Origin of the sequence: Chroococcidiopsis sp. CCNUC1 (genome assembly GCF_023546805.1) — a bacterium.
Lineage (GTDB): Bacteria > Cyanobacteriota > Cyanobacteriia > Cyanobacteriales > Chroococcidiopsidaceae > Chroococcidiopsis > Chroococcidiopsis thermalis.
Genome location: NZ_CP097480.1, coordinates 6,310,894 through 6,324,492, shown reverse-complemented (window position 1 = coordinate 6,324,492; position 13,599 = coordinate 6,310,894). Strand labels below are relative to the sequence as shown.

8 protein-coding genes and 1 pseudogene are annotated in these 13,599 nt (G+C 43.6%); 4 read left to right on the top strand and 5 right to left on the bottom strand.

The window, feature by feature from the left end; translation table 11 throughout:
• The first annotated feature begins 186 nt into the window (after positions 1 to 186).
• Positions 187 to 1,224 carry an L-histidine N(alpha)-methyltransferase gene (gene egtD, locus M5J74_RS29240; protein ID WP_041462656.1) on the top strand — a complete coding sequence of 346 codons (1,038 nt, stop codon included), beginning with the start codon at positions 187 to 189 and terminating at the stop codon, positions 1,222 to 1,224.
• A gap of 93 nt (positions 1,225 to 1,317) precedes the next feature.
• On the opposite strand, the gene M5J74_RS29235 is transcribed toward egtD, so the two are convergent.
• Together M5J74_RS29235 and M5J74_RS29230 are read right to left on the bottom strand one after the other, a co-directional pair.
• Positions 1,318 to 2,847, bottom strand: a complete 1,530-nt coding sequence (locus M5J74_RS29235; RefSeq protein WP_015157378.1) for a serine/threonine-protein kinase — start codon at positions 2,845 to 2,847, stop codon at positions 1,318 to 1,320.
• A gap of 149 nt (positions 2,848 to 2,996) precedes the next feature.
• Positions 2,997 to 4,157 (bottom strand): anhydro-N-acetylmuramic acid kinase, encoded by a 1,161-nt coding sequence (locus M5J74_RS29230; RefSeq protein ID WP_106216975.1) that lies wholly within the window; start codon positions 4,155 to 4,157, stop codon positions 2,997 to 2,999.
• 89 nt (positions 4,158 to 4,246) lie between these two features.
• Here M5J74_RS29230 and M5J74_RS29225 point away from each other — a divergent pair, with 89 nt between their 5' ends.
• Entirely contained in the window at positions 4,247 to 4,807 is a 561-nt protein-coding gene (locus M5J74_RS29225) for a thermonuclease family protein (RefSeq protein ID WP_250014772.1), read from the top strand.
• Between the two features lie 176 nt (positions 4,808 to 4,983).
• Here the strand turns inward: M5J74_RS29225 and M5J74_RS33735 are convergent.
• Positions 4,984 to 6,536: pseudogene (locus M5J74_RS33735) on the bottom strand (ABC transporter permease subunit).
• 168 nt (positions 6,537 to 6,704) lie between these two features.
• On the opposite strand from M5J74_RS33735, the gene M5J74_RS29210 reads away from it, so the two are divergent.
• Positions 6,705 to 7,472, top strand: coding sequence for an amino acid ABC transporter ATP-binding protein (locus tag M5J74_RS29210; protein WP_015157375.1), 768 nt, complete (start codon positions 6,705 to 6,707; stop codon positions 7,470 to 7,472).
• Positions 7,473 to 7,496: 24 nt separating this feature from the next.
• On the opposite strand, the gene crtO is transcribed toward M5J74_RS29210, so the two are convergent.
• Both crtO and M5J74_RS29200 read right to left on the bottom strand, forming a co-directional pair.
• On the bottom strand, positions 7,497 to 9,197 hold the full coding sequence (crtO, locus tag M5J74_RS29205) for a beta-carotene ketolase CrtO (RefSeq protein ID WP_015157374.1): 1,701 nt from the start codon (positions 9,195 to 9,197) through the stop codon (positions 7,497 to 7,499).
• A 357-nt stretch (positions 9,198 to 9,554) separates the two neighbouring features.
• Positions 9,555 to 10,052, bottom strand: a complete 498-nt coding sequence (locus tag M5J74_RS29200) for a molybdenum cofactor biosynthesis protein MoaE (RefSeq protein WP_015157372.1) — start codon at positions 10,050 to 10,052, stop codon at positions 9,555 to 9,557.
• Positions 10,053 to 10,779: 727 nt separating this feature from the next.
• On the opposite strand from M5J74_RS29200, the gene M5J74_RS29195 reads away from it, so the two are divergent.
• Positions 10,780 to 13,593: a PAS domain S-box protein gene (locus tag M5J74_RS29195; protein ID WP_250014770.1), complete on the top strand. Its 2,814-nt coding sequence runs from the start codon at positions 10,780 to 10,782 to the stop codon at positions 13,591 to 13,593.
• The last annotated feature ends 6 nt before the right edge of the window (positions 13,594 to 13,599 follow it).

Below are 13,599 nucleotides of genomic sequence, written 5' to 3'. Positions count from 1 at the left end.
CCAGCCACTAGCTACTAGTCACTAATAACTGACAATTTTATGGGAAAATGCGTAAGGAATTGGTAGTAGCTGAGTTGATCTAACTCCAGCATGATTTTTTGCTAATTGGCTTTGTGTTTTACTTCTGAAGGTCGCAGACTATTGCAAATCGGCGATCGCGATTGGTATGTTTAAATTTGACGGAGGTTGAGCGTGTCCATATTTGAAACTGCAAGCAATATCTATCCCCGTTCCATCGAGCAACGCTTGCAGATAGAGAATCTCATCGCTCCCGCAGCGATCGCGACAAGCCGACTCACAGAAGGAAAAGACGCGATCGCGGGATTGACTCAAACGCCTAAAACCCTCCCACCGCGATACTTCTACGATGACCGAGGTTCGCAGTTATTCGAGCAAATTTGCGAATTACCAGAGTACTATCTGACGCGCACCGAAACAGCTATCCTGCAAAAATATGCAACTGAAATTGCGCGGCTAACAGGCGCGTGCGAACTCGTCGAATTGGGTAGCGGTAGCTCGACTAAAACGCGCATTCTCTTGGATGCTTATCACAAACTGGGATACCCACTACACTACATTCCAGTGGATGTCAGCGCGGGAATACTAGAGAGCAGTGCCAGACAACTTTTAGCCGACTATACCACGCTCAAAGTTCGCGCTTTAGCCAGTACCTACGAACTTGCACTAGAACGACTCGCGCCAACTCTTTTACCCAGTCGCACAATCTGTTTTATTGGTAGTACTTTAGGCAATTTGACCCCTTCAGAATCTGATGAGTTTTTCGCCCGGATTTTTGCAGCACTTGAAGTAGGAGAGTATTTCTTATTGGGTGTAGATTTGCAAAAGCCAAAATCAGTTTTGGAGGCAGCTTACAACGATCGCCAAGGAGTCACGGCAGCATTTAACCTCAATATGCTGCAACACTTAAACTGGCGCTATGACAGCAATTTTGACCTGCAAAACTTCGAGCATTGGGCTTTCTATAACGAAACCGAGCATCAAATTGAAATGCATTTGCGAAGCTTGCGATCGCAAACTGTACAGATGCGATCGCTCAATTTAGCCGTTGAATTTGCCGATCGAGAAACAATCAGAACTGAAATTTCTCGTAAGTTTAACCTCAAAACCCTACAGCAACAACTACAAATACAAGGATTAATCCCCATCCAAACTTGGACGGATACCAAAAATTGGTTCGGTTTGTTGCTATGTCAAAAGAAGTGAGTAGTAAATAGTGAGTGGCTAGCGACTAGTGGCTAGTGACTAGATAAGAGTCGAGCCACTAGCCACCAGTCACTACTCACTGATAACTGACCATCAAACACTTGCTTCCAATTTCATTAAAATTTGTGGTTTGATCTTCTCGTATTCCTGCTTCAGCAAACTTTTACTCAACTGCACATCACCATGAATATTTGAAGATTGACTGAGGAGATACCATTGTTGCAACAGTATTCCTTGACTAGAGGCAACATGAATTAATAAGCAAGAGCTAGCATATTGTGGAGTTTCGCGCGCAAATAGAAGGACGCGATAGTATCCCTTGATGCCGATTGATTGAATTAAGTCTCGATTTTGACTATTTTTTAAATCGAGATAGTAAGTCAACCATTTTGTCCCATAAGCACGGTGATGGAGAGCAGTAATCCATAGCATCATGGGAGAAGGCGAGGTGATAAATAAGAAGTGGTTGTAGGTTCTATTAACCAAACGTTTATTCACTTCTATTTGGGATAACATCACCCACAAAGCAGGACTCTCTTCATCGTTAATTTGGATTGATTGAGGAAAAACAATATCTGCGATCGGTTTATTTTGCGGCCAACGAGTTAGCCGACAAATAGCATCTGTGGTGAGTTGACCTTTCTGTGGTGCAACAATCGTATTCGCTGGCTCATTACCGCTACTTGGCGTTTGTGGTGTTATGGGTTGAGTCGTTAAAGGTAAAGACCGATCGCGCGGCTGTTCGAGCAGGGTAAAAACCTTGATAATTTCACTGACGTTTTGCGGGCGATCGCTTGGTGCTTTCGCCAAGCAGCTCATGACCAAATCTTTCAACTGTGGCGGAATGGGAAACTTTGGTTCCGAGGTCTCAAAAGAACGAGGTGGTTGATAGTGGTGGGCTTTAAACCAACCTCCAAATGAGTCCGTGTTGGCTTGAATCGGGATATTACCCGTCAGCATCTCAAATAGCATGACTCCCAAACTATAAATATCAGAACGATTAGTAAGTTCGCTACCCTCCATTTGTTCTGGAGAAGAATAAGCAAACGTCCCCATGTAGTATCGAGTTTGGCTGCTATCTGCTTGGAGTAACTTAGCAATACCAAAGTCTAATAGTTTCGCTAATTCTCCCAAACTATTATCTTGAATTAATAAAACGTTACTTGGTTTAATATCCCGATGGATAATTGGATAAGTTTTTCCATCAACTGGAATTCCTTGGTGAGCGCATTCTAAACCAAGACTAATTTGCCGTCCGATACTTAAAAACCTCGGTAGTGATAGAGCATAATTGCGAATTACATCGCTCAAGTTTTTCCCTTTTAAGTATTCCATCACGTAGAACGGTGTACCATTCTCCTCTACAACACCGTAATCCATGACGCGGACGATATGAATGCTTTTTTGACCCAAGATAGCGCAGGTTTTCGCTTCTTGTTCAAAACGTTCTTGCACGCGAAGTTTTTTATTATGAATCGATATACTTAGTAATTTGACAGCAACGGGAACTCCTCCTAACAATTTATCGTGGGCAAGATAGACTTGACCCATTGCCCCTGCTCCAAGCACCTGTTGAAGTTGATAGCGGTTAGCAAGTATGCGGTTGAGATTGGGATCTCGCATGAATTAAAGTTCCGCCACAGCAAAAATTTGTGGTCTCTAGTTGTCATTAGTATTCTGCCCAAAATCAGTTATCAGTTATCAGTGACTAGTGGCTAGTGGCTAGTGGCTAGAGAGAAAAGTCCAGCCACTAGCTACCAGCCACTAACCACTCACACAAGCTCACCCAACAACACTGCTTGCTTTGCCCCAGTCACTTGAGGTAAGTTGCCAGGTATGCCTTGTTGTCGCCAGTAGGCTAGAATGGCAAATGCGATCGCCTCTTTAAAATCGGCGCTTAATCCTGCTTCATCTGTTGTTAAAACTGGTATATCTAGATGAATTTGCAGTCGTTGTTTTAAATATAAATTTCGACTACCACCGCCACATAAAAAGACTCGCTCTGGCATTTGCGGTAAAAATGTCCGGTAACTATGCACGATTGACGCAACCGTGAATTCTGTCAAAGTTGCTAGCAAGTCAGATGCACTCAATTGGTAACTTCGAGCATCAACCAAACATTGTTGTAAGTATTCCCAGCCAAATAACTCTCGTCCTGTCGATTTGGGTGGTGGGAGGTGAAAGAAATCTTGATTGAGCCATTGCTCTACAAGAGGATGACAAGGAGTACCGCTAGCTGCCCAATTGCCATCGCGATCGTAAGTTTGTGCGCCATCAGTTAAGTGCTGGACTGCGAGATCTAATAAAGTATTGGCTGGTCCCGTATCCCAACCTCTGACTTTCTCCTCCCAGTTGACATGACTGCGGGGAGGAAGATAGGCTAAATTTCCAATTCCACCGAGATTTTGGACGCATCGCGCCTCATGAAGGTGACTGAGCAGGTAAGCGTCAACTTTCGGCACTAAAGGCGCTCCATGACCTCCTACAGCAATATCTGCTGCTCGAAAATTACTGACTGTTGGAGTATTTGTGAGTTGAGCAATAACAGCCCCGCGTCCTAGTTGAAGGCTGTAGCCGAGAGTAGTAGAGGCGTTGCCCGCAACGTCTCTACTAGTTAAAACGGGTGGTCTGTGAAAAACAGTCTGTCCGTGGGAACCAATTAATTCGGCGGGAGGATGTCCGGCTTGGATGTTTTGAGCAGCTTGAGCAAAACACAGCGCGATCGCATCATCTAAAGCTGCTAATTGAGGTATGGAGATGGCTTCACCTTTACAAGCTGCTAAAATTTGCGATCGCAAATCGGTAGGATAAGGATAAGTGTTTGCCGCTAACAGTTCTACCTGAATATCTTCAGTTCTGCCTGTAATATTTATCAAAGCGGCATCTATGCCATCAACAGACGTACCGCTAATTAAACCAACTACTAAGGTCATTAGTTATCAGTGAAGAAAGGGAGCAGGGAGCAGAGTAATTCTGAGCAACCACCAACCACCAACTACCAACTACTCATTACCCATTACCAGTGCAACTCATCCGAAAGCTATTACCGTATTTATTCACAATTATTTTTATTTTGTTTTTAACAGGATGTCAGCCGCGCTATGGTGCTGCGGCATATTTAGTTAAGCGCGTCAGTGACGGCGATACTATCAGGGTGGTAAACGCTAAGGGCGATGAGTTTACCGTTCGTTTTGCTTGCGTGGATGCACCAGAGATCCCCCATTCTGTAAAAGAAAGAGCGAGCCAAAGCCGTGTAGATGTCGATCAATTTAAATGGGGACTTCAGGCACAGCAGCGGTTACAAAAATTAATTCATCAAGGAGGCGATCGCGTTAATTTAACAATTACAGATAGCGATCGCTACGGGCGAAAAGTGAGCGAAGTGCGTTTGAGTGACGGTACTCTCGTCCAAGAAGTTTTGGCGCGGGAAGGATTGGCATTAGTCTACACACCCTACTTGAAGAATTGTCCCAGTGCCGCAGTGGTAGAACGAGCCGCAACCAAAGCACAAGCACAGCACCGAGGCGTATGGAGCGATGCTCAATTCGTCGCCCCTTGGAAGTATCGCAGCGCCAAAAAGTAAATAACCCCTTGCGCAAATACTTTAAAAAATTACTTTGCGTCTTTGCTACGGACACTTTCACGCGACATGCTTCAATGGGGGGCAACGAAGTCCGCGATAGCGCCACCCCCGCACGGAAATGTCCTCGTCTTTGCGTGACACTATCATTAACTTCCGATGGCAATTTCACAAACTTCCTAACTCAGCTTAGCCGATCGCTGCTTTTGCCGAGCCACGGGGTTGAGCCACTTTTCTAACCAAGAAAATCCTTGAGAAGACAGCAGAGTTAAACACAAATAGACGATCGCTACAGCTGCATAAATCTCAAAAGCGCGATAGTTGGTGGCAACAATCAACTGTCCTTTGCGGAACAACTCTTCAAATCCAATGACCGCTACCAAACTCGTATCTTTAAGTAAAGTAATAAACTCATTCCCCAAAGGTGGTAACATGCGGCGGAAAGCTTGAGGAAAGATGACATAGCGCATAGTTTGAACTGAATCTAAACCCAAAGATTCAGCAGCTTCCGATTGTCCTAACTCAATTGATTGAATCCCCGCACGAACAATTTCAGCAATATATGCCGCGCTATTTAAACTCAAAGCTAACACTGCCGCAGCTAAACGATCCAGAGAAAAATCAAACCCGATTTGTTGAGCGATCGCGGGTAAGCCAAAATAAATCATAAAGATTTGGACTAACAATGGCGTACCTCGAAAAAAATCGACATATGCCCTCGTCACCCAGCGCAAAGGTACGATATGAGAAAGTCGCGCAATTCCGACTAACGAACCACCAATTAATCCCAAAAGGACAGAAAAGGCTGTTAATTGGAGCGTGACTAAAGCACCAGCTAGTAGAGTAGGAATTGCCTGAAAAATAATCTCGAATGCATTAGTCATAATTGCGAGATCCGAGTTTTTTAGTTGGCAAATGGCGATTTCTCTGGCAATTTAGGCGGTTCGGCATTAAACCATTTTTTATAAATTTGAGCATATGTATTATCACCCAAAATTGTCTCTATTCCCTGATTAATTAAAGCTAAGTTAGGAGAATTTTTAGCCGTAGCAATACCGTAAAACTCTTCTGTCAGCAATTGACCAACAACTTTAATCCCTGAAAGGTTAGCATTTTTAATTGCATATAAAGTGACGGGTGCATCGTTAATAACTGCATCCACATTACCATTTTTCAATTCTTGTAAAGCTAAAGGTGCAGAATCAAAACTACTGATTTTCGCCCCTGCAACTTTCTTGGCTTCTTCCGCCCCAGTTGTACCAATTTGAACGGCAATTCTTTTATTTTCGAGACTTACAAAATTCGTAATATCTTGGTTGTCGCTCCGAACCGCGATCGCCAACCCTGCCTTAAAATAGGGACGAGAGAAATCAACTGTTTGCGATCGCTCTTTAGTAATCGTCATGCTACTAATAGCTGCGTCGATCGTTTTTCCCTGTAAAGCGGGAATCAAACCATCAAAGGGTAAACTTTGAAAATTGACTGTAAATCCAGCCGACTTAGCGATCGCATTCATCAGATCGATACTAAACCCCTGCAACTCACCATTTGTACCTTTAAACTCAAATGGCGCAAATGCGGGTTCGGTTCCCACAGTTAATGTTTTCGTACCGCCTGTATCCCCCGTCCCACCAGTACCAGAATTATTACTACCACAGCCAATCGCTAGCAGCAAGCAGCATAAGCTGATAACTAAATACCGACGCAACCACCGGATCGTACTTGTAGCCATTATTTCTTTTCCTTATGCATTTTCTATACTTGCAGTAATGAGTTAAATTTCAGTGAGTTAAACTTCCTTTTATCCCCTTCTACACGAGAGTATTGTGCCATAGAATACAATCAAGTGGAGTGTAATCAACATACCCTGTAACCAACTCAAACCACTTCCAACGTAGGTATGAATAGTACTACCCCCGCGATCGCATTTGAAGGTGTAGAGAAAAACTTCGGTTCCCTCAAAGTCCTCAAAGGAATTAGCGGTGAAATTTATCGCGGTGAAGTCGTCGCTGTTATTGGTTCCTCTGGTTGTGGCAAAAGTACCCTGCTACGCTGCTTCAATCGCCTAGAAGCCATTAATGGCGGACGTTTAGTCGTCAACGATATTGATATATCGCGTCCCAATCTCAACCGCAACGTGCTGCGTCAACTGCGATCGCAAGTCGGGATGGTATTTCAACAATTCAATTTGTTTCCTCACCTGAATGTATTAGATAACTTGACCCTGGCACAACAAAAGGTGTTAGGAAAATCTAAAAAAGAAAGCGCCCAACTTGCCGCACAATATTTAGAAAAAGTTGGCTTATCTGAAAAAGCTAACGTTTATCCCGAACAGCTTTCTGGCGGACAAAAACAACGAGTCGCGATCGCTCGGAGTTTGTGCATGAACCCCCAGATCATGCTATTTGACGAACCTACCAGCGCTTTAGATCCAGAACTGGTAGGGGAAGTTTTGCGCGTGATGCAACAACTTGCGGCTGACGGAATGACAATGATCGTCGTTACCCACGAAATGCTATTCGCGCGGGAAGTCGCCAACCGCGTTATGTTTTTACATCAAGGACAAATTGAAGAACAAGGATCGCCCCGGGAGGTTTTAGTCAGCCCGAGAAGCGATCGACTGCGAACATTTTTGAGCCGTTTGAATCCCGATTTAGACCATCAATAAGAATTTGAAAATTCAACTGAAAATTCAATCTTGTTTCGTGCCAAACACGGATTCAAAAGTTGACTTCACCGACTCTCTTGCATCCTTAAACGTTTGCGATAGCGGATTTTGCGTCTGCAAAAATACCCTAGCACAATTGCGCCCTGGCATTCCCGAAATCGATCCGCCTGGATGAGTTCCCGCACCCGTGAGAAATAAGCCATCAATCGGAGTTCTATAGTTAGCTATTTCTGGCAAAGGACGGAAGAAAACCATCTGATCGAGAGTCATATCAATATGGTAATAATTACCTTTATATGCACCCAATCTTTCACCTAATTCAGCCGGACTTTCTACTCGACGGGCAATAATGGAATCTTTTACATTAGGAGAGTATTCTGCTAGTTTATCGATGATGCGATCGGCAACTTTGTGTTTCAACTCATCCGTCCAACCCGTCCCTTTTAACCCCGTACCTTCTGCCCCAGCAATTTGATATGGTGCAAAAAATTCAATCCAAACTGTATGCTTTCCAGCCGGAGCCATTGAAGGATCGAGCGCTGTCGGCATGACGACATACATAGATGGATTCGCATCGGGAATTTGCCCTAACGTACACAAACTGTGTGCTTGTTCTACATGGCTGACGGAATCGGCGATTAAAATTGAGCCAATTAAATACTCATCTTTGTGTTCGTGATGCTCAAAACATAGTGGTTTATCAATTGCTAGATCGACTTTAAGAATTGTTTCATTATTGTTGACAATTCGACGTTCTAATCTTTCGCGTAAATGCGGTTCGGCAGCATCCAGTTCGCTCGGATCTACCATGTGTAGAAATATTCGCTGCGCATCAATGTTAGAAATAACAGCTTTGTTAGCTCGATATTCTTGACCATTAGCAACTCTTACACCCACAGCCCGACCGTTATCAATTAAAATCTTCTCTACATGCTGGTCGGTAAGAATTTCACCACCCTTACTTTTGACTAGATTCACTAAAGCTTGCACTAATGCACCCGTACCACCACGCGGTCTAGCCATCCCCGGATCGTGACGCATTGCCATCATAATTGCACCAATCCCAAGGGTTTTCTGCGAAGGAGGCGCACCCAGTTCTGATGAGAGCCTAGCTAAGGGTGCTTTTAAAAATTCAGAATCAAACCATTCGTTTACCATGTCCTCCCCACTACTGAGCATGGTACGCACAAAGTCTAAAGTTTTTGAGGGAGAACCAATGACAGAAAATAAATCTTTTATTTTGGTAATGTCATAGTTACCGAGAATATCTAATAATGACTTTGGTGGAGCGTTAAACATCGGAATCATCGCACCGAGCGCCCGTTGCCAATAATCTGTAAATTCAGCATATTTTTCTGCATCTCGTTGACTGTAGCGGGCGATTTCCGCACAAGTCTTTTCAACAGATTTGTGACCTAAAAAGTACTTGCCATCTGGATGCGGACAAAAAACCACCGGATCGCAATAAAGATATTCCAATCCGTATTTTTCTAGTTCTAGTTCTTGAACGACTGGTCCAAGGTGAATAAATTCGTGATCGATCGCGCAAAGGTTAAATTTGAATCCTGGTGCTTCTTGAGGTAAACATTCTTCTGTAGTTGCTGCTCCACCAGGAACAGAGCGCTTTTCCAATAATAAAACACTATATCCGGCTTTTAATAAATAAGCCGCGCACACTAAGCCATTGTGTCCTGCCCCAATGATGACAATATCATAAGCCTGCATATTCTCTACTCCAGCCAGATTATCTCTTTCCGATATTAGGCAGAAGTCAAAGAATATACAATTGTCTGGGGGTAGAAGATAAAGATAAGGGCTATGTTTTACTGCCGCATTGAGTCAATTTCTCTCGCGCGACCGATCGCGCAAAAACGCCAAAGTGTGACAATACGTGTAGCTTTGTAAAACAGAGGTATACCTAATGGATGACAAAAACTATTCCTTCAAAGGTAGTCCAAATGCAGGTATGGTGCTTTCAATCTTAGCAGTAGTAGGTGCTGTGTTGATTTTTGCCTTGGGTTTTAGCAACTAATTGAGTCAAAACTTAAGTGTGGGGTGGGCATTGCCCACCGTACCAACCTTTTAGCATCCTTGAGTCTCGCACGCCCCAATACTCACCCAACTGGAAGATCCGTCTTGCCAATGTTCTTTTTTCCAGATCGGGGCATTATGCTTTAACGTGTCGATCGCATAGCGACAGGCTTCAAATGCTTCAGAACGATGGGGACAACCTACGCCGACTAAAACGCTAATTTCGCCAATTTTTAACTTGCCGATGCGATGGTGAATGGCGACTCGATTCACGTCTTGCCATTGTTGGCGAATCTCTGCCGCAATTTGCTTGAAAATCTGCATTGCCATCGGTTCGTATGCCTGATACTCCAACGATACGACTGGTTTGCCGTCAGTTTGATTGCGCACCATCCCACTCATAACGACAATCGCTCCATTGCCTGGGTCATCGGCAAGGGCATAGAATGCATCTAAAGACAAAGGTGCGAAAGTTATCGCAAAGCTATCTTCCGATCTCGCTTTGACTGGAGATGAGAGGTAGTTAGTAGTAACTCCAGCGTTGCTCACGTTTTCCTATTCTCTGCGTTCAGAAGGACTGTTTTTATTTTAGTGGCACGAGAAGTTTACAGTTAGAAGTCAAAAGTCAAAAGTCAAAGGTCAAAATCGAGGAGACAGGAGGCAGTTGACGGTTGTTGGTTGTTGGTTGTTGGTTGTTGGTTGTTGGCTGACCGCTCCCTTGTCTCCCTTGTCCTCCCTACTCTCTACTCCCTAATAACTGATAACTGATAACTGATAACTGCCTTTCTTAACTTTTCTCAACAATTTCGTCAGCATTTGCGACTTAGTTTTATATAGATTTTTTATCTATTGGGACAATTGTGTTGTAGAGAGCGATAGCATATACTAGCTTTTCGGCACTACGATCGCTTCTTTATTTGAGTAATTTTACTCAAAATAATTACTCTCTAGATTTATGTATTTTGTTTGAAAATGATTAAAAATCATCAAAAAAAATATAACAAAAGTCAAATAAAAACATTACTATAATAAAAGGTTTTTTAGCGATCCCCATAGCGATTTCGGTAATTCAAAAGCAATATTCACGTATTTGTCATCTATCCAAATAAATAGAGTGGAGTAACAGCATAAACTAGCGATCGCGATCTATTTGCCTCGATCGCTAAGATTCAGAATAGATAACCTGCCAGCAAAAACGGAATCAAAGCTATTTGTTTTTCCAGAGCGATCGAAGGGGAAAAATAATCAAAGAGCGTAATTGAGCGTAGGAAAGAGTATGAAAGCTGTAGCGCCTATAAATGAAGCTATGAGGCTTGCAGCCCTCAATAAATACCAAATTTTAGACACTCAGCCTGAAGCTGAATTTGATAGTCTTACCCATTTCGCTGCTCGGATTTGCGCTACCCCGATTGCTCTGATTAGTCTGATCGATCGCGATCGGCAATGGTTTAAGTCTAAAGTTGGTTTAACCGTCACTCAGACCCATCGCGATTTAGCTTTTTGCGCTCACGCAATCTTACAACGAGATGTATTCATCGTTCCAGATGCTTTGCAGGACGAAAGATTTGCGACTAATCCTCTCGTCACGACAGATCCACAAATTCGATTTTATGCTGGCGCACCATTGGTAACACCGGAAGGTTACGCCTTGGGAACTTTGTGCGTCATCGATTACGTACCGCGAGAGTTAAATCCCGAACAAATTGCCATACTCAAAGTTCTCAGCCAGCAGATCGTTACCCAGTTAGAATTACAGCGCAAGTTAGCAGATTTAACCATAGCTCATACTCAGTTCGATCGCTCAGTTGCAGCTCTGAAACAAGCATCGGCAAAAAATTTGATGCTGGCTCAAGCAATGGCTGCTGTTTCTGAGGGGGTTTTCATTACCGATCCGCATCAGCATGGGTGTCCGATTGTCTATGCTAATTCAGTTTTCTGCGGCATGACTGGATACCACCTAACAGAAGTATTAGGCAAAGATTGGCGCTTACTTTGTGGAACAGCCACAGATCCGCAAGCGATCGCCAAAATCGAGCGGGCGATCGCTCAAAATACAGAAGTGCAAACTACGCTATTAAATTATCGAGCTGACGCACAAACCTTCTGGAGCGAGATAAAAATTACCCCCGTATTTGAGAATACGGGAAGATTGCTCTATTTCGTCAGCATTTTAACCGATATTAGCGATCGCGTTACAGCAGCTGCCGCATTGGGAGAAAGCGAATCGATTCTGCGGAGTTTCTATGACAGCGCCTCCATGATGATGGGGATCGTAGAACTGCGCGAAAACGATATTTTACATATTTATGACAACGCTGCTGCTGCCAATTTTTTCGGCTTCTCTCCTCAGATGATGCAGCACCGACTTGCGAGCGAGATGGGAGTACCGCAGCATCACATCCAAACTTGGATCGAACGTTACCGAGAAGCAGAACGCAGCCAAACTCCAGTTAAATTTGTGTACCCCCACAAAACACCATTAGGGAAAAAATGGCTCTCAGCCACAGTTTCGGCAATTGCTGGCAACCGAGAGCATCATGCTCGATTTGCTTATATTGTTGAAGATATTACTGAAAGTAAGCAAGCGGCGCAGAAGATTCGTCAACAGGCTGCTTTATTAGATGTCACTACCGATGCCATTTTGGTCAAAGATTGCAGTAGCGATCGCATTTTATATTGGAATCGCGGTGCAGAGCGGCTGTATGGTTGGACAGCAGCAGAGGCTATAGGCACGAGTGCATTTGAGCTGTTATACAAAAAAACATCTTTACACGCCCAAGCTTTGCAAACAGTTCTTGGCACAGGTGAGTGGTATGGCGAGTTAGAAAAAGTGTCGCAAGCTGGCAAAGAGATCGTCGTCGAAAGCCGTTGGACGTTGATGCGCGACGAACAAGGACAACCCAAATCGATTTTATGCGTCGATACAGATATTACTGAGAAAAAACAACTGACAACTCAATTTTTACGCGCTCAGCGATTAGAAAGTATCGGTACTTTAGCAAGTGGTATCGCTCACGATTTAAACAATATTTTGGCTCCAATTTTAATGTCAGCCCAACTGTTGCAGTTGAAAACCTACGACATGCGCAACTTGCAGATTTTACAAACAATCGAGACTAATGCAAAGCGGGGTGCGGCTTTGATCAAGCAAGTGCTATCATTTGCTCGTGGGGTTGAAGGACAACAAACAGTTTTACAACTGCGACATTTATTAGCAGAAATAAAACAAGTTATCAAAGAGACTTTTCCTAAGTCAATAGCAGTTTATACAGATATCGCCCCAGATTTATGGGCGGTGGCTGGCAATGCTACGCAACTGCATCAAGTTTTAATGAATTTGTGCGTCAACGCTCGCGATGCAATGCCGAATGGTGGAGTTTTAAAAATTGCGGCTGAGAACTTGTTAGTAGACGAACACTATGCAGGGATGCATTTAGAAGCAAAGGCTGGTGCATATGTTGTCATCACCATTGCAGATACAGGAATGGGCATGTCAAAAGCAGTGCAAGAGAGAATTTTCGAGCCGTTTTTCACAACCAAAGACATTGGGAAAGGTACTGGATTAGGACTTTCTACCGCAATTGGAATTGTCAAAGGACACGGGGGATTTATTCAAGTCACGAGCGAGGAGAAAAAAGGAACTCAATTTCAGGTGTATCTACCTGCAAAAGAGGCTGAAGAACAGCCACGATCGCCCGAACGAGAAATTCCATTTGGTCATGGAGAATTGATTTTAGTTGCAGATGACGAAGTAGCAATTCGCGAGATTATTAAAACTTCTTTAGAAGCACATAATTATCGAGTCCTGACTGCGGTTGACGGGATTGATGCGATCGCAATTTACGTGCAACATCGCTCGGAAATTAGCGTGGTGATGGTCGATATGATGATGCCTGCAATGGATGGTGTCACGACGATTCGCACGTTACAAAAACTGAATTCTGAGGTCAAAATTATAGCTACAAGTGGGTTGGCAGCAAACGATCGATTATTGACATCTGTAAGCGATCGGGTCAAGGCATTTTTGGTCAAACCCTACACTGCTCAAGAGTTACTAAGAACTATTCGCCAGTTGTTGGATACAGAATAGCTTGAG

What these genes read in the sequence shown, in the direction of transcription:
- M5J74_RS29235 (WP_015157378.1), bottom strand. Translation starts at nt 2,847, where the DNA reads ATGCGAGATCCCAATCTCAACCGCATACTTGCTAACCGCTATCAACTT.
- M5J74_RS29230 (WP_106216975.1), bottom strand. Translation starts at nt 4,157, where the DNA reads ATGACCTTAGTAGTTGGTTTAATTAGCGGTACGTCTGTTGATGGCATA.
- M5J74_RS29210 (WP_015157375.1), top strand. Translation starts at nt 6,705, where the DNA reads ATGAATAGTACTACCCCCGCGATCGCATTTGAAGGTGTAGAGAAAAAC.
- crtO (WP_015157374.1), bottom strand. Translation starts at nt 9,197, where the DNA reads ATGCAGGCTTATGATATTGTCATCATTGGGGCAGGACACAATGGCTTA.
- M5J74_RS29195 (WP_250014770.1), top strand. Translation starts at nt 10,780, where the DNA reads ATGAAAGCTGTAGCGCCTATAAATGAAGCTATGAGGCTTGCAGCCCTC.